The 15621-nt window shown below is 57.9% G+C and carries 16 protein-coding genes and 1 pseudogene; 9 read left to right on the top strand and 8 right to left on the bottom strand.

Annotated elements, in window-relative coordinates:
• The first annotated feature begins 167 nt into the window (after positions 1 to 167).
• Both AC0V6Z_RS15995 and AC0V6Z_RS16000 read left to right on the top strand, forming a co-directional pair.
• A complete protein-coding gene (locus AC0V6Z_RS15995) occupies positions 168 to 1703 on the top strand; it encodes an FAD-dependent oxidoreductase (RefSeq protein WP_472639376.1) in 1536 nt (511 codons plus the stop codon).
• 271 nt (positions 1704 to 1974) lie between these two features.
• Positions 1975 to 3465: a DUF1570 domain-containing protein gene (locus tag AC0V6Z_RS16000; RefSeq protein ID WP_472639377.1), complete on the top strand. Its 1491-nt coding sequence runs from the start codon at positions 1975 to 1977 to the stop codon at positions 3463 to 3465.
• A gap of 29 nt (positions 3466 to 3494) precedes the next feature.
• Here AC0V6Z_RS16000 and AC0V6Z_RS16005 read toward each other — a convergent pair whose 3' ends face one another.
• From AC0V6Z_RS16005 to AC0V6Z_RS16015, 3 genes are all read right to left on the bottom strand, one after another.
• A complete protein-coding gene (locus AC0V6Z_RS16005; RefSeq protein ID WP_472639378.1) occupies positions 3495 to 4028 on the bottom strand; it encodes a DUF937 domain-containing protein in 534 nt (177 codons plus the stop codon).
• A 28-nt stretch (positions 4029 to 4056) separates the two neighbouring features.
• Positions 4057 to 4422: a hypothetical protein gene (locus AC0V6Z_RS16010; protein WP_472639379.1), complete on the bottom strand. Its 366-nt coding sequence runs from the start codon at positions 4420 to 4422 to the stop codon at positions 4057 to 4059.
• A 121-nt stretch (positions 4423 to 4543) separates the two neighbouring features.
• Positions 4544 to 6160, bottom strand: coding sequence for a phosphoenolpyruvate carboxykinase (locus tag AC0V6Z_RS16015; RefSeq protein ID WP_472639380.1), 1617 nt, complete (start codon positions 6158 to 6160; stop codon positions 4544 to 4546).
• A 322-nt stretch (positions 6161 to 6482) separates the two neighbouring features.
• Here AC0V6Z_RS16015 and AC0V6Z_RS16020 point away from each other — a divergent pair, with 322 nt between their 5' ends.
• From AC0V6Z_RS16020 to AC0V6Z_RS16050, 7 genes and pseudogenes are all read left to right on the top strand, one after another.
• Positions 6483 to 7247 (top strand): response regulator, encoded by a 765-nt coding sequence (locus AC0V6Z_RS16020; protein ID WP_472639381.1) that lies wholly within the window; start codon positions 6483 to 6485, stop codon positions 7245 to 7247.
• Positions 7240 to 8811 (top strand): sensor histidine kinase, encoded by a 1572-nt coding sequence (locus AC0V6Z_RS16025; protein ID WP_472640944.1) that lies wholly within the window; start codon positions 7240 to 7242, stop codon positions 8809 to 8811. The genes AC0V6Z_RS16020 and AC0V6Z_RS16025 overlap by 8 nt, the downstream gene beginning before the upstream one ends.
• Entirely contained in the window at positions 8778 to 9254 is a 477-nt protein-coding gene (locus AC0V6Z_RS16030) for an HPr kinase/phosphorylase (RefSeq protein ID WP_486176509.1), read from the top strand. The genes AC0V6Z_RS16025 and AC0V6Z_RS16030 overlap by 34 nt, the downstream gene beginning before the upstream one ends.
• Positions 9255 to 9309: 55 nt before the next feature.
• Complete coding sequence (gene rapZ, locus AC0V6Z_RS16035; RefSeq protein WP_472640945.1) at positions 9310 to 10218, top strand: RNase adapter RapZ; 909 nt, start codon at positions 9310 to 9312, stop codon at positions 10216 to 10218.
• A gap of 90 nt (positions 10219 to 10308) precedes the next feature.
• Positions 10309 to 10734 carry a PTS sugar transporter subunit IIA gene (locus tag AC0V6Z_RS16040; RefSeq protein WP_472639383.1) on the top strand — a complete coding sequence of 142 codons (426 nt, stop codon included), beginning with the start codon at positions 10309 to 10311 and terminating at the stop codon, positions 10732 to 10734.
• Positions 10731 to 11009 (top strand): HPr family phosphocarrier protein, encoded by a 279-nt coding sequence (locus AC0V6Z_RS16045; RefSeq protein ID WP_472639384.1) that lies wholly within the window; start codon positions 10731 to 10733, stop codon positions 11007 to 11009. The genes AC0V6Z_RS16040 and AC0V6Z_RS16045 overlap by 4 nt, the downstream gene beginning before the upstream one ends.
• An 8-nt stretch (positions 11010 to 11017) precedes the next feature.
• A pseudogene (locus AC0V6Z_RS16050) lies at positions 11018 to 11853 on the top strand (TrmH family RNA methyltransferase).
• A gap of 108 nt (positions 11854 to 11961) precedes the next feature.
• Here AC0V6Z_RS16050 and AC0V6Z_RS16055 read toward each other — a convergent pair.
• The 5 genes from AC0V6Z_RS16055 to recR all read right to left on the bottom strand — a co-directional run bounded on the left by AC0V6Z_RS16055 (position 11962) and on the right by recR (position 15590).
• A complete protein-coding gene (locus AC0V6Z_RS16055) occupies positions 11962 to 12282 on the bottom strand; it encodes a hypothetical protein (protein ID WP_472639385.1) in 321 nt (106 codons plus the stop codon).
• 133 nt (positions 12283 to 12415) lie between these two features.
• Positions 12416 to 13834, bottom strand: a complete 1419-nt coding sequence (locus AC0V6Z_RS16060) for a DNA recombination protein RmuC (RefSeq protein WP_472639386.1) — start codon at positions 13832 to 13834, stop codon at positions 12416 to 12418.
• 60 nt (positions 13835 to 13894) lie between these two features.
• Complete coding sequence (locus AC0V6Z_RS16065) at positions 13895 to 14215, bottom strand: hypothetical protein (RefSeq protein ID WP_472639387.1); 321 nt, start codon at positions 14213 to 14215, stop codon at positions 13895 to 13897.
• Positions 14216 to 14228: 13 nt separating this feature from the next.
• Positions 14229 to 14807 (bottom strand): peptide deformylase, encoded by a 579-nt coding sequence (locus AC0V6Z_RS16070; RefSeq protein WP_472639388.1) that lies wholly within the window; start codon positions 14805 to 14807, stop codon positions 14229 to 14231.
• A 186-nt stretch (positions 14808 to 14993) separates the two neighbouring features.
• Positions 14994 to 15590 (bottom strand): recombination mediator RecR, encoded by a 597-nt coding sequence (gene recR, locus AC0V6Z_RS16075; RefSeq protein ID WP_472639389.1) that lies wholly within the window; start codon positions 15588 to 15590, stop codon positions 14994 to 14996.
• Positions 15591 to 15621 lie beyond the last annotated feature (31 nt).

Genomic DNA, 15621 nt, shown 5'->3' on the forward strand with positions numbered 1-15621 from the left:
ATCAACAGCTCTGTGATCGATTGGTTTTTCGCCCCAGAACACTGTTCCAGCTGTTCCAAGCGTGTATGGCGCGCGGCGAACCGACAGGGCGCGACGAGGCTTCGCAGGATTGCAGCAACACCCCGGCGACCCCATGTTGTAGCATTACCGGTTCAGGAGAGGCACGCATGGAACAGCTAGGACAAGACCTTGAGACCCTGCGGCGTGTGCCGCTGGCCGATGCGCATGTCGAAGAGCTATGCAAAATCGGGGCCGAGCGCACCTATCCCAAGGGGCACATCTTCGCCGAGGTTGGCCAGCCGATGGACACCTTCACCTACGTGCTTGATGGCGAGATTGAGGTAATCGATCCCTACTCGCGTGAGCGGATGTTCGAGCACAGCCTCGGTCCGACGCAGTTCATGGGCGAGATTGCCTTCATGAATGGTGGGAACTGGTTCCTGCCGATGCGGGCAGCGAAAGACACTCGGGTGATTGAGGCCCCGCGCGAGGCGATGCTGGAACTGATGAGCCGGGTGCCGGAGCTGTCCGACCATATCATCACCGTGTTCGCAGCGCGCAGACAGCGACAGTTTGAGCTGAAGAACAGCTCTGTCAAAGTGATCGGCGCAGACCGCGATCCGGCGGTGCAAAAGGTAGAGGGCTTCCTCTCCCGCAATCGGATCCCCTTCCAAAGCTTCGACATGGATGCCTCTGACGAGGAAACCGCGCAGGTCTGCGACCTCAGCGGGCATCAGCCATCCGTGATCGTTGGCAGAGCCGAAAAGATGGATAATCCAACCCCGCGCAAGGTCGCCCAGCACCTCGGATTGGACCTCAGCATCTGTTCAAAGCGCACCTTCGACTTGCTGATCGTCGGAGGCGGACCAGCCGGCGTCGCCGCAGCGGTCTATGCCGGGGCAGAGGGGATTGAGGCTCTTCTGATCGAGGACATGGCGATTGGCGGGCAGGCGGGCACATCGAGCCGGATTGAGAATTACATGGGCTTTCCCACCGGCATCAGCGGGACGGACCTGACCTATCGCGGGCAGATCCAGGCGCTGAAGTTCGGCACGCGGTTCGCGATGCCCCGCCGGGTGGACAAGCTGATGCGGCGCAGCGACGGCTCGTTCTGCGCGATACTGGATGACGGCGACGAGATATGCGCGCGTGCTGTGCTCGTCAGCACTGGCGTGCAATACAACCGCTTGCCGTTGGACCGGCTTCAGGAGCTTGAGGGCGCAGGCGTGTTCTACGCAGCAACCGAGATGGAAGCACGCTTTTGCAGGAAAACCGAAGCGGTTGTGATCGGTGGCGGCAATTCCGCTGGGCAAGCGGCCATGTACCTCTCGCGCAGCGCAGCGCACGTACATCTGGTCGTGCGCTCTGGCAGCCTCGCTGCAAGCATGTCGAGCTATCTCTCTAGCCGGTTGGAAGCCGATCCGCGCGTCACGATCCACTACAACACCAGCGTCACAGAGCTTCACGGAGAGGACCGTCTGGAGGCGGTGACTTTCAACACACCTGGGGGCGACACCCGTCAGGACACGCGCGCGCTCTTCATCATGATCGGTGCTGCGCCGAACACCAAATGGCTCTCTGGCCATGTCGACACGGACGAGCGCGGGTTTGTGCTAACCGGCGCAGAGGTGGGCCGACCCTCCCCTTTGAAACGGGTACGGACGGTGTCTTTGCGGTGGGTGATGTGCGCTCTGGATCGGTGAAACGCGTGGCCAGCGCAGTGGGCGAAGGGTCAGTCGTCGTCTCGCAAATCTGGAGCTACCTTGACGGCCTTGAAAGCTAAACAAAGCACTAGAAACCCAAATAAACGGCGTTATGCTTGCAATAGGAGCACTTCTAAAGTGCTCGGTCGCACTAACGGGGCAATCACAATGGTATTCGCGCGTCTATTCGCATCTCTTTTACTGACATTCGCATTTCTAGGCGCTGTGCTTAGCAAGGGCTGATTGGTACGAGGCATCGAGCGATCATTTCGTGATTTACGCTGACGACAGCGAGAAAGACATTCGCCGCTATGCGCAAAACCTTGAGCGGTTCCACGCAGCGATGGAATTGCTCACAAAGCGGAAAGTCGAAAAACCCAGTCCTTCAAACCGAGTGGTGATCTTTGCCGTTGGCAGTCAAAGAGACATTCGCAAGCTTTCGGCCAGTAAGAGCCGCTATGTCGCGGGCTTCTATCTTCCAAGAGCAGGTGCAAGCCGGGCATTTGTGCAGGATATTCGTCATAAGAGCGGCTATCCGGATTTCTCGACTATCGTCCTGCTTCACGAATACGCACACCATTACCTGATCTCTGGATCACGCTTCGGCATGCCGCGTTGGCTCAATGAAGGTGCGGCTGAATTTTTCGCGTCAGCATCGTTCCCAAGCAACGGCGGCATTCAAATTGGGCTCCCGGCGCAACACCGTGCCAATGAGTTGTTCAATTCCGCTGATGTCAGCATTTATGAGCTGCTTGATCATGAATTGTATGAACGCAATCGCGGCAAACGCCATGATGCGTTTTATGGGCGCAGCTGGCTGCTCTACCACTACCTGATCTTCAATCAGGACCGGATGGGACAGCTCGACAAATACCAAGCAGAGATGTTCTCTGGCCTATCCTCACTTGAGGCAGGCAAGAAGGCGTTTGGTGATCTGGATCAACTGGAAAAAGAGCTAAGATCCTATCTGCGGAAACGCATGTCTGGATTCAGTCTGACGCCTGAAATGCTCCCAATTGGCGAAGTGACCCTGCGCAAGCTGCCCAAGGGCGAGGCAGAGATGATGCCGGTCCGCATCCGCTCACAACGCGGAGTTGACGAAGAGACAGCTGCCGAGTTACTCGCGGACGCACGAAAAATTGCTGTAAAGTACCCCGGTGATGCCGGAGTACTTTCAGCTCTTTCAGAAGCGGAATATGACGCAGGCAATGATGCGGAAGCAATCGCCGCTGCCGATGCAGCCATTGCGATCGAGCCAGCTCGAACCAACCCCTATGTGCAAAAGGGCTATGCCCTGTTCCGCATGGCGCGCGATGCGGAGGACAAGAAGGCTGCAATCGATCTGGCGATGAAGCCATTTTCGCAACTCAACCAAATCGAGAACAATCATCCACTGCCACTGATTTACTACTATCGCAGCTTCGTTCAGCGCGGCATCAAGCCGCCCGAAAACGCCAAGCATGCGCTGGAACGCGCCGCACAGCTCGCGCCATTCGATAAAGGTCTGTGGATGCGAGCTGCGATGATGCAGCTACAGGAAGGCAAGATTGCCATCGCAAGAGACTCGTTACAGCCTATCGCCAATGATCCGCATGGCGGAAAACGAGCAGAGCGGGTGAAGAACATCATCGCGCTGCTCGACAAAACCGAAGAAGGCACGGTGATAACCAGCCGCGATTTGGCGGCAACCGCGCCGGTTGCTCAGGTCAGCGTTCCAGCGGCACCCGGTGAGGATGACTATGAGGGTGGGGCGGAGGAGTAGACCTCCTCCGCCCATTCATGCGCCTTAAGTCAGCGGCTCATCATCCCGGTCACGATCGAGCCCAGGATGCCTCCCAGCGCTCCGCCACCTGTTGATCCACTAGGTGAGGTAGTGCCGCCGCCAGTAGCCTGTTTCGCCATATAACCGGCAGCGGCCATCGCGAGGATCGGCAGCATCTTTTTCAAAATGCCTTCGTCAATCCCGGTCATAGAGGCAACTTCCCCGGCGACCGAGCGACTCACATCCTTGCTGCCAAAGATGTTGCCAAGGATATCATTACCTTGATTGATAGGCGTCGCCTGAGTGCCCAGCACCACATCGAGCAAGCCTCCGCCCAGACCGCCACCGCCTGAACCGCCGCCCAGGATAGCGCCAGCAAGTCCGCCCAGCCCGCCCATTGGATCAGGGGTCGACGTGCCGCCGGTTGCGCTGCGCCCCATCCCGGCGACAATCGCCGGGAGCAAAGCGCCAGCGGCCGTCTTGGCCGTGCTCTCATCGATACCAAGCTCGCGCGCCATCGATGAAATCGCGCCGGTTTGCTGTAAAATTTGGCCTAAGCTCATGGCTATTCCCTTCGATCAAATATCGCGATCACTTCTTCCCGAAGAGGCCCTTGGCCATGCCCATCACGTCGTTAATCGGGTTTCCGTCGCCATCACGGTCAAGCATCGAGGCTAGACCTGCGAGGCCGCCTTCGCCGCCCTGCAATTTGGAGGAAAGGTCGCCCAATGCGCCTTCTCCGCCCATTTGTTCCATGATTGAGCCAAGCATGCCGGTGTCGATGCCCGTTTTCTCTGCAGCGAGTTCTACTGTGTCGCCATCTTCTGCGTGCGATTGACCCAGTGCGGCAACAGCTTTTTCGGCCATTGCAGGATCAATTCCAACCTTTTCTGCAAGGTTCGCAACCGTGTCTGGTGAGCCTGAAACTTGCTGCATGATGCTGTCGAGAATGCTCATATTGGTGATCCTTCTTTGGTGATTCTTGATTGCGGCAGTCTGCGCGCAAAGGCCGCAAATGAAAAGGCCCCGCTCGGCTGTCTCGCCGGGCGGGGCCCTCCTCTCCAACTGTAAAATTGTGTTATGCGGCGACCGGTGCATCCGGTGCGGCCTGCCTCACGCCTTCGTCAACATGGGCTTCGAATTCTGAGAAATTGTCGATGAACAGCTGCACGAGTTTGTGAGCAGTCGCATCATATTCGCGTTTGTCAGCCCATGTCTCGCGCGGGTTGAGGATCGTTTGATCGATCCCAGCTTCGGCCAACACTGGCACGTGGACGGGCACATCAAAGCCAAAATTGTCGTCACGGCGATATTCAACATTATCGAGATCACCGTTCAGCGCCGCGTTAAGCAATGCACGCGTCGCCTTGATCGGCATGCGGTTGCCAATGCCATATTTGCCGCCGGTCCAACCTGTGTTGAGAAGCCAGCATTGCACGCCCCCTTTGGCAATGCGTTCTTTCAGCAGATTGCCATAGACGCTCGGGTGACGCGGCATGAACGGTGCGCCAAAACAGGTGCTGAAGGTCGCCTCTGGCTCGGTCACGCCAATCTCTGTGCCAGCAACCTTAGCCGTGTAGCCAGACAGGAAGTGATACATCGCCTGTTCCGGTGTCAGCCGCGCAATCGGAGGCAGCACACCGAACGCATCCGCTGTCAGCATCACGACATTGCTGGGCACTGGCCCAAGATTGTCCGCGCTGGTATTGGGTATGTAATCAATTGGATAGGCACCGCGCGTATTCTCAGCCAGTGAGTTATCGTCAAAGTCGAGTGTGCGAGTCTGTTCGTCCATCACCACGTTTTCGAGCACGGTTCCAAAGCGTTTGGTGGTCGCGTAGATTTCCGGCTCAGCCTCTTCGGACAGGCGGATCATCTTAGCATAGCAACCGCCCTCAAAATTGAAGACTGCAGTATCGGACCAGCCATGCTCATCATCACCGATCAGGGTGCGAGAAGCATCCGCGCTGAGCGTTGTTTTGCCTGTGCCGGACAGGCCAAAGAACACCGCCGTTTTGTTGTCCTCTCCGATATTGGCCGAGCAATGCATCGGCATCACACCTTTGGTCGGCAGCAGATAGTTGAGAATACCAAAGACGCTCTTCTTCATCTCGCCTGCGTACTTCGTCCCACCAATCAGGATCAGCTTTTCAGAGAGATTGACCGCAATCACCGTCTCACCGCGCGTGCCATGGCGCGCCGGATCGGCCCGGAAGCTGGGCAGATCAATGATCGTGTATTCAGGCGCGAAACCTTCAAGTTCGTCGGTGTTTGGACGGACCAGCAGAGTGCGGATGAACAGATTGTGCCACGCAAGCTCGTTGATCACACGCACATTGACGCGGTGTTCCGCTTGCGATCCGCCAAATAGATCCGCGACATAGAGGGTTTCTTTCTCGCCAAGGGCAGCGAGAAAATCTCGCTTCAAAGCAGCAAAGTGCTCTGGCGTCATAGAGGCATTGACCTTGCCCCACCACACCGTGTCCTCAGTAACAGAATCGCGCACGATGAACTTATCTTTGGCGCTGCGCCCAGTGTGTGCACCAGTTTTCACAACCAATGCGCCGTCTTTGGACAAGGCGCCTTCGCCGCTGGAAATCGAGGCTTCGACAAGCTCCGGAGTGCCAAAGTTAGGGCGAATTTCAGCTGAGGTTTCAATACCCTGTGATGACAGAGGGTGGGCAAGCGGGGTCAACGCATTTCTCCTGAACCAATATGGTTGTGCAATTTATGAAACCGGAAACATTGCTTCCCCGGCAACCGCATTTGAATGTCTTGCGGTGCGCCAGTGGCTCGCGCTGGTCCGTTATGCATACGTGTGCATAGATGCGTGTGGCAGCATCGTCAAACGCGGTAAGCGCAATATCTACTGCCATCTATGCAAGCTGCGCTTGCGCCCAAAACGCCCGCGTTGTTTATGGCGCTTGATGCGGCTATTCATGGCGTGACGCCCGCCCTGCAAAGGCAGTATAACCAAGCACGGGCTAAACAGACTAAGTGGCTGGGAGACATGACGAATGAGCGATAGCACCAGCGATATGATGACCAAGGCAGAGCCTACCAAAGGCGATGAAGTGACCATCGCTCTGGTCGATGATGATCGCAATATCCTCACCACCGTCTCGATTGCGCTGCAGGCAGAAGGGTTCGTGACCCGGCTCTATTCAGATGGCGAAACTGCGCTGAAGGCGCTGCTCGATAATCCCCCTGATCTGGCCGTGTTCGACATTAAGATGCCGAAGATGGACGGTCTGGAATTGCTCAGCAAGGTGCGCGAACACACTGCTCTGCCGGTGATCTTCCTCACCTCCAAAGACGATGAGCTGGACGAGGAAGTTGGTCTGGAACTGGGCGCGGATGACTACATCGCCAAGCCGTTCAGCCTGCGCCTGCTGATCGCGCGTATCCGTGCGATCTTGCGCCGCGCCGACCCCAGCAAAGCGATCGGGATAGAGACGCAGGAAATTGAACCGGTCAATCCCAGCATTTCAACCGGGCGGCTGTATATGGACCCCGCACGCCACCACGTCACTTGGGATGAGAAGCCGGTCAGCCTGACGGTCACAGAGTTCCTGATCCTCGAAGCGCTGGCTGCGCGCCCCGGCGTGATCAAGAGCCGCAACCAATTGATGGACGCAGCCTATCCCGATGATATCTTCGTGGATGACCGAACGGTCGACAGCCATATCAAGCGCATGCGGCGCAAATTCCGCGTCGTCGATACGCAGTTTGGCGCAATCGATACACTCTATGGGGCAGGCTACAGCTTCACCGATGGTTGAAGATGATGCTCCAACTTTGGATCAAGGAGTGGAACGTCTCAGTCTAACGGGCCGTTTCTCGCTCACCGCCCGCATATTGATCGTGAACCTATTGCCATTGCTGTTCCTGGGCGGCGGACTGTTTTACATCGATAGCTACCGCACTCAGCTGCTCGATGAACGCTTTAAGCTGGCCCGGATCGAAGCTCAGATCGCAGCCGAAGCGCTAGCTGGCGTCACTCGCGAACGACAAGAGGCCTTGCTGGTGCAAATCGGCAAAGAGCAGCGGATGCGCATGCGCATGTTCGATTCAGAAGGGTTGCTTTGGGCGGACAGCTTCGCGCTTGACGAAGATGGCCCTGCATTTGAATTTGATGACATCAGCGACGATGATTGGAACCTGCGCTTTGCCCGCTGGCTAGACCGTGCGGTCGATACCGTCGTCAGCGCAAAGCCAGTCACTGATTATGTCGAGAAGGAATCGGACCAGGCCGATGATTGGCCAGAATTGGTCGCTGCACGCGAAGAAGGGATCAGCCAGATTACTCTGTATGATTGGCGCGATGGCACACCTGTTATCACGGCGGCCGCTCCGGTTGGGTTGAATGGTGCAACCCTGCTCACCACGCGCAACGCAGTCGACATTACAGAGGCAGTACGCGCGGCGCGTTCGACCCTGGTCGTGGCGGTCCTGTTCGTATTGTTTGCGTCTTTCCTTTTGTCGCTGTTCCTCGCTCGCACAATCGTCACCCCGCTGCGTCTGCTATCCAAAGCGGCGGTGAGAGTACGCCAAGGCCGAGAGCGCGAAGTCGAAGTCCCTCGATTGCCAGAGCGCGGAGATGAGATCGGCCTGCTCGCCCGCGCGGTTTCCGACATGACCGGGGCGCTGCGCCACAGGATCGATGCGGTCGACAGCTTTGCCGCTGATGTCGCGCATGAGATCAAGAACCCGCTTGCCAGCCTGCGCAGCGCAATCGAAGCGCTACCGCGCGTTGAGGACGCGGAAACGCGCGAGAAACTCACTGACATTGCGACCCATGATGTGCGCCGGATCGACCGCCTGGTCAGCGAGATTTCCGACGCAAGTCGGATCGACTCCGAGATGTCGCGCGCCACATTGGAGCGGATCGATCTGTCTGATCTGGTGCAAGCCATCATCGGCAGCCGCGAAGATCGCGCTGAAAACCGCAATCGCGAAATCATCCTGAGAACACGCGGATTTTCTGCCAATGTGATCGGTGTTGGCCCGCGCCTGGAACGGGTGGTCGAGAACTTGCTGGACAATGCCGTGTCATTCTCGCCGCCTAAGGCCCCGATATTGGTCGAGATTGAGAATGACGGCGAATGCGTCGCCCTGACCGTTTGCGACGAAGGCCCAGGCATTCCAGAAGACGCGCGTGAAAAGGTGTTCACGCGGTTCCATTCCATCCGTCCAGACAACGAGGATTTCGGGAATCATTCCGGCCTAGGGCTCGCGATCGCAAGGGCCATCGCCGAAGCGCACGACGGCTCCCTAGTAGCGGAAAGCCGCTCTGATGGACAAAGCGGTGCTTGCCTGCGTCTCCATCTGCCAGCGGCGGTTTGACGGAAATGAAGCCGCTGCTTGTCCAGGCCAGCGCTGTCGCCATTGATGGGCAGGCATTGCTGATTGAAGGCGAGCCAGGCAGCGGCAAATCCTCTCTTACACTCGCTCTGATCGAACGTGGAGCGAAGCTAATCGGTGATGATGGCGTCACGCTTACTCAGGAGGGCGAACAGGTGCTTGCTACGCCCCCGCCCAACATTGCCGGAAAGCTGGAGATCAGAGGCGTGGGAATCGTCGATCTGCCTGCGGCTAGCGCACCGCTCGCGCTTATCCTGACCTTAACTGATGACGCACCGCGCTATCGCGAAGTCGCCGACACCCGTGATCTGCTTGGTTACGCCATACCAACCCTGCCGTTCGTACCTGGTAAAATCGCTCCGGCAGAACGGGCGCTATGGGCACTGAAGCTCCATGGACGACAGAGCGAGCTTGCAATCCGATGAGACGGGCGCGAAGAACGCACCTGAGGGTCGCAAACGCAAAGGCAATTATTCGCACATGAACCAGCCGCACCCACAAAGCGATCAACGCCAGCAAATCCTGCTCGTCACAGGCCTTTCAGGCGCGGGCAAGTCGACCACACTCGACGTGCTGGAGGATATGGGCTGGGAAACGATTGATAACTTCCCGGTTCGTCTGCTGAAACGTCTCATTTCCAACCCAGATCAACAAGGCGCGCCACTGGCGATCGGGTTCGATTCGCGGACGCGCGGATTTGTGCCAGGCAACATCATTGAGCTCGTCAAAGAGCTGGCGAAACGCCAGGACATCTCGATCACTTTCATGTTCCTTGATTGCGCCAGCGGAGAGCTGGAGCGGCGTTACAATGAGACCCGGCGCCGCCACCCAATGGCGCAAGGCCGCCCGCTGCAAGAGGGCATCAAGGCAGAGCGTGAATTGCTCGACCCGCTGCGGCGCTGGGCCGATATCGTGATCGACACCAGCGAACTCGCCAGCAATCAATTGCAAAACCATGTGCGCGACCTGTTCAGCAAAGAGACCGGCAAACCCACCACGCTCACCATCTCGAGTTTTGGCTTTGCGCGCGGAATGCCGCCGCTTGCCGATATGGTGTTTGATATGCGTTTTCTCGACAATCCGCACTGGGTTGACGGACTGCGCGAGCTAACCGGCCAAGACGAACCCGTCGCCAAACATGTCGCCAGCGACCCCGCATTTGCTCAGGCTTTTGCGCAGATCCGCGACCTCCTGCTGACCTTGCTGCCGCGCTATGAGGCGCAAGGCAAAGCCTATGTTCACGTCGCCTTTGGTTGCACCGGAGGGAGACACCGCTCAGTTTTCACCGCTGAAGAGATGGCCAAAGGCTTGCGCGAGGCAGGGTTTTCGCCCACTGTCCGACACCGCAATTTGGGCTCTCGCGCCGCCGACGAAATCGAACGTGGGTGACGCATTTGAACCTTCTCGCAACGATTGGGCCTCGGCATTGCTGTCTCAATGCCCCGCGCCGCAGGTAACGAACGGACCCGGACTTCACACATGATTGGTTTGATTCTGGTCACCCATGGCCGCCTTGCGGAGCAATTTGTCGATGCGATGGAGCACGTCGTTGGTCCTCAGGAAAACATCGCGACAGTCTGCATTGGCCCCAATGATGATATGGAGCAGCGGCGTCAGGATATTGCCGAGGCGATCACGGCAGTTGAAAGCGGAAGCGGCGTAATCATCCTAACGGATTTGTTCGGCGGAACACCTTCCAATCTCGCCATCTCTTTGCTTGATAGCGGCAAGGTTGAAGTGATTGCAGGGATCAATCTACCGATGCTAATCCGCCTGGCCGGTGCACGCAGCAAGATGGGCGTGCGGGAAGCGGTGGATGCCGCGCAGCACGCCGGCAAGAACTACATCACCGTCGCCAGCGAGCTTCTCGGGGATGATGCCAAACCCAGCAAGGCTCAGGCATGACGGAAACACGCCGGACCATGGAAATCGTTAATCAGCGGGGTCTTCACGCCCGGGCGAGCGCCAAGTTTGTCGGGGCGGTTGCTGCCCTTCCTGAGAGTGTCAAAGTGCGCGTTGCGAAGGACGGCAATGAAGCCGCTGGCGGCTCTATCCTCGGCCTAATGATGCTGGGCGCAGCGAAAGGCGACAGCGTCGACTTGATCGTTGAAGGCGATGGGGCGGAGACTGTGCTTGAAGAATTGTGCGCACTCGTCGGAGATGGCTTTGGCGAGGAGTGAGCGGGCCGATGCCTGACACCTCAAATGACACGTTCGAGCCCGGACGCAAGAATATCACCGGGTTCTCCAACGCCACGGTCAAATATCTGCGCTCACTGCGCGATAAGAAACATCGCAAGCGCGCAGGGCAATTCCTGGCCGAGGGTCTGCGCCTGCTGACCGATGCGCGCGAATGCGGCCATATCCCCCGAACATTGGTGATGGCGGCGGTGCGTGATCAACACTGCCTGCTCGATGCGCTGGAGAATGAGGTGCTGACCGCCGCAGCGGCGAGGTTATCACCACCACGCCCGACATCCTGACCAAAATCACTGGTAAGTCGAACGCGCAAAGCGTCGTCGGTGTGTTTGACGAATTTAACACCTCACTCGACGCTCTGGACCGGACGGCTGCGCCGATCTGGATGGTGGCGCAAGACCTTCGTGATCCCGGCAATTTGGGCACTATGCTGAGAACCTGTGACGCCGTTGGTGCAGGTGGCTTGATCCTGATTGACGATTGCGCCGACCCTTTCAGCGCAGAGGCCGTACGCGCGAGTATGGGCGCGGTGTTCACACAAGGTATTGCCCAAGCGCGTTGGGAGGAGTTTCTGTCCTGGCTGAGAGATGGGGATGGCCAATTGGTCGCGGCTTCCCTTAGAGATGCCGTGCCTTATCGCGATGCCGATTATAGTGCACCATGCTTCATCTTGGTGGGCAATGAATCACAAGGCCTGCCCGAGGCTTACGAGGCGGAGTGCGATTTGCGTGTGACCATGCCTATGCGGGGCCGCGCGGATTCGCTCAACGCGGCGGTGGCGGGGGCGGTGCTCGCCTATGAAGTGCTGGCCGGGTTAGAGGGTTAGATCCGAACTAAGTAAGCGCCTCTCCGAACGCGCGCCCTCCTCCAAAGTAAATCGGCGAGACAGAGCCTAGCCCTGCCTCGCCGATCGAATACTCAATGTGATGAGCGCTTAGCCTTCAGCAAGCATCTCGTCGTAAACTGCGCATGCAGCAGCTACATCGTAGCCTTCTTCCTGAGCTTGCGCCTGAACTTCTTGAAGCTTGGCAGCCATGGCTTGCATTGCTTCTGGATCGTTAGCGAGCTCTTTCATTTTCTCGCCAACTTCGGTTGCCTTGGCGACCAGGGTCTCTTCGTTGCAATCTTCAACCGCTGCGGTTTCGGTGGTTTCTTCCGCTGCGCCTTCTGCGGCCGCGTCGGTTGCTTCGCCGCCACACGCTGAAAGCGTCAGAGCTGCTGCAGTTGCTACTGCAAAAAGATTTGTCTTTTTCATTATTTAGTCCCCTTCAGTACCCATCTTTGGGCGTGCAGAGGCCTAGGCAGGTCTTGAAAAAATGGCAACACGCTCTGTTGTTTTTCAAGCGGTGGCCATGAACAAGATGGTGGCGTTGGGCAGGAAGGCTCGGCTACTCCGCCGCATCGCGTTTGTCATCGAGCGCGCCAAGATCATCCGGCACCTCGGCAGCATCCTGTGCGTTGTAGCGCGGCGCGCTTTCGACCAGCGGCACTTCTTCAATCTCGCGCTTGCCGATCTCAATACCCTTGTCGGCCAAGCGCTTGCCCGATGTCAGCACGTTGCGCTCAAAACTGCCGACAAATTTGTTGTAATTCGCAACCGCCGTTTCGAGGCCTCCGCCAACACGCTTCATATGCTCAGCCGCAACCCGCAATCGGTCATACAATTCTGCGCCGAGCTTGCCGATTTCCTGCGCTTCGCCGGCCATCTTGTCCTGCCGCCAGACCTGCGCGACCGTGCGTGCGATTGCCACCAAATTGGTCGGAGTGGCCAGCAGCACCTTATTGCTGAAGGCAAAATCCCACAGCTCTGGATCGTGCTCCAGCGCGGCGGCAACGAAGTGCTCGCCCGGCACGAACATCACGACATAATCGGGCGCGTCCTCAAACTGGCTCTGATAGCTTTTCGAGCCAAGCGTCTGCACGTGATTGCGCATACTCTTGGTGTGCAGGTCGAGGTGGCGCGCGCGTTCGCCGTCGTCCTCCGCCTCGAACGCCGCCTGATAAGCATTGAGCGACACTTTCGCATCGATCACCAGCTTCTTTTGCCCCGGCACATTGATGATCGCATCGGGACGCAGGCGCCCACTGTCGGTCTCCATCGATTGTTCAAGATGAAAGTCCGTATGTTCCGCGAGCCCGCATTGTTCGAGGACATTCTGCAACGCCCGCTCACCCCAGCGCCCGCGCGCCTTAGGCGCATTGGTCAGCGAATTGCCGAGCCTCTGCGCCTCGCGCCGAACCTCTTCCTGCCCCTCTCGCATGGATTGGATCAGACCGTTTAACTGCCCAAAGGCGTCGACCCGCTGCTTCTCTAGCGTTTCCACCTGACGTTCGTATTTTTCCAGCCGCTCGCCAACCGGTTGCAAGAGGGATTTGATCTTGGCCTCACCGGTTTCTTCCGATTGCTTGAAGCGCTCCTCTGCGCGGCGCAGGAATGCCTCTTGCGCCTTGCCCAGCACAGCGGCGCCGGTGTTCTCAAACTCTTTCAGCAGCGCCCCGCGCGATTCCTCTAGCAGCCGCTTTTGTTCAGCAAAGGTCGCGGCCTGCGCTTTTAACCCCGAGTTTTCCTCGCGTGCCTTGTCCAGATCGCTGGCGAGACTGTCTGCTCGCGCGGCCCTCTCGCCAAGCGCCGAGACCTCGATGCGCGCCTCGCCCAGTTCCGCGATTGCCTGCTTAAACTCACCCTCTTTCTCGCTCAGACGCTCGCGCAGTTCCGCTGTCGGACGCGAAGCAAAAAACCACGCCGCGCCGCCACCGACGAGCAGGCCGAGAATAAGAGCGATAATCGCGAGAAGGGTCGTATCCATCGCGTAACCTTATGCGGAACGGACGGGGAACGCCATACCTGTTTTGACGATAATTGGGACTTACGTAGCCTGCTTCGCATCTCGAAAGGAACGAACGCTCACAGCAAGAGCCATCAGAGAGGCCAATGTAGCAATAGCGATCCATAACCAATCGCGAGATTCACCATAGTACATCGTCCAAGAACGATATGCCCATCCCACAGCTAGCAGCAACCAAACGAAGCCATAAACGAGATGAGATGCTTTTGATTGTGGGGCGTCTTCATCAATCTCAATGTTCTGCCCCACCGTGGAATGAAACGCAAAACCAATCACGATCCAAACAAGCGACGCGATCGCAAGGCCTACAAAACCAACGGCGATATTCTCAAAAATCTCCACAAGATCGGTTTTCTTAAGCCGCCTGCCTGATCTTCTTCAGCTTCTTCAGCGCCATGCTTCGCTTCAGGCGTGAGAGGTGGTCGATAAACAAAATGCCTTCGAGGTGGTCCATCTCGTGCTGGATGCAGGTCGCCATCATGCCTTCGAGCGATTCCTCGTGCGTGTTGCCTTCAACATCCTGATAGCGCACGCGGCATGTCGCCGGACGGTCTACATCGGCGTAAATCTCTGGAACGGAAAGGCAGCCTTCTTGATAAGTGGCCAGCTCCTCTGCCGGATCGAGAATTTCGGGATTTACGAAAACGCGCGGCTCTTTCTTCACCGGATAGTGCTTATGCGCGCCCTGGCCATCGCCGTGATCGTGGCCGCATTCCTCTGGCTCTGCGTCCATATCCGGCTCTTGCAGATCGATCACCAGCAAGCGTTTGGGCACGCCGACTTGGATTGCTGCGAGGCCAATGCCGGGCGCATCATACATCGTCTCGAACATGTCAGCGACGAGGGTTTTCAATTCGTCATCGAACTCTGTGACAGGTTCAGACACGATTTTGAGCCGGGGATCCGGCACTTCTAGGATTTCACGAATAGCCATAAGCGTGATTTAGTGCGTGATGCCTGCGCCCGCAAGCAGAAGGGTCCGATCAGTGTGATTGGACGTTCATTGGTCGCGTTGCCGGAGCCAGCCCGCGCCCTCCACCCTTCCACCCGGATGGTATCCGAAACTGCTCCGGGTGGAAGGGTGGAGGGCGCGGGCTGGCTAGGCCTTAAACAAGAACGATCAATCCACCGGCCGCCTAGCCCTGAGCGCCTGAGCCAGCGTCCCTTCGTCAAGATAATCCAGCTCTCCGCCCACGGGCAGACCATGCGCGAGTTGCGTGATGCGCAGACCAAAGGGCTCAAGCCGCTCCGCAATGTAATGCGCGGTGGTTTGCCCCTCCAGCGTGGCGTTCATCGCCAGCACAACCTCGTCAACTTCACCGCCTTCCACACGGGTGAGCAGATCGGTGATGTTGAGGTCTTCTGGGCCGATGCCGTCAAGCGCCGACAAACGACCGCCGAGCACGTGATAGCGCCCTGAAAACAGCCGCGCTCGGTCCAGCGCCCAGACATCGGCGACGTCCTCCACCACGCAAAGCGATTTTGCATCGCGCCGGTGATCTGCGCAGATACCACATGGATCACTCGTATCGACATTGCCGCAGGTCGCGCATTCAACCAATGTCTCGCTGACCGCGCCGAGTGCATCGAGCAGAGCAGGCAGCGCCTGTTCCCGGTTCTTCACCAGCCAAAGCACAGCCCGCCGGGCAGAGCGCGGCCCAAGCCCGGGAAGCCGGGCCAATGTGCTGGAGAGCGCTTCGATCTCTTGCGATGCCATGGGCAGAGAGATAGGGGCTTGGCGAAGTTTG

This window comes from Erythrobacter sp. SN6-5 (assembly GCF_057364945.1).

Excerpts from the sequence above, each read along its gene's own strand:
- AC0V6Z_RS16020 (WP_472639381.1), top strand. The coding sequence starts at position 6,483 with ATGAGCGATAGCACCAGCGATATGATGACCAAGGCAGAGCCTACCAAA.
- rapZ (WP_472640945.1), top strand. The coding sequence starts at position 9,310 with ATGAACCAGCCGCACCCACAAAGCGATCAACGCCAGCAAATCCTGCTC.
- AC0V6Z_RS16025 (WP_472640944.1), top strand. The coding sequence starts at position 7,240 with ATGGTTGAAGATGATGCTCCAACTTTGGATCAAGGAGTGGAACGTCTC.
- AC0V6Z_RS16045 (WP_472639384.1), top strand. The coding sequence starts at position 10,731 with ATGACGGAAACACGCCGGACCATGGAAATCGTTAATCAGCGGGGTCTT.
- AC0V6Z_RS16040 (WP_472639383.1), top strand. The coding sequence starts at position 10,309 with ATGATTGGTTTGATTCTGGTCACCCATGGCCGCCTTGCGGAGCAATTT.
- AC0V6Z_RS16055 (WP_472639385.1), bottom strand. The coding sequence starts at position 12,282 with ATGAAAAAGACAAATCTTTTTGCAGTAGCAACTGCAGCAGCTCTGACG.
- AC0V6Z_RS16005 (WP_472639378.1), bottom strand. The coding sequence starts at position 4,028 with ATGAGCTTAGGCCAAATTTTACAGCAAACCGGCGCGATTTCATCGATG.
- AC0V6Z_RS16070 (WP_472639388.1), bottom strand. The coding sequence starts at position 14,807 with ATGGCTATTCGTGAAATCCTAGAAGTGCCGGATCCCCGGCTCAAAATC.
- AC0V6Z_RS16060 (WP_472639386.1), bottom strand. The coding sequence starts at position 13,834 with ATGGATACGACCCTTCTCGCGATTATCGCTCTTATTCTCGGCCTGCTC.
- AC0V6Z_RS16010 (WP_472639379.1), bottom strand. The coding sequence starts at position 4,422 with ATGAGCATTCTCGACAGCATCATGCAGCAAGTTTCAGGCTCACCAGAC.
- AC0V6Z_RS15995 (WP_472639376.1), top strand. The coding sequence starts at position 168 with ATGGAACAGCTAGGACAAGACCTTGAGACCCTGCGGCGTGTGCCGCTG.
- recR (WP_472639389.1), bottom strand. The coding sequence starts at position 15,590 with ATGGCATCGCAAGAGATCGAAGCGCTCTCCAGCACATTGGCCCGGCTT.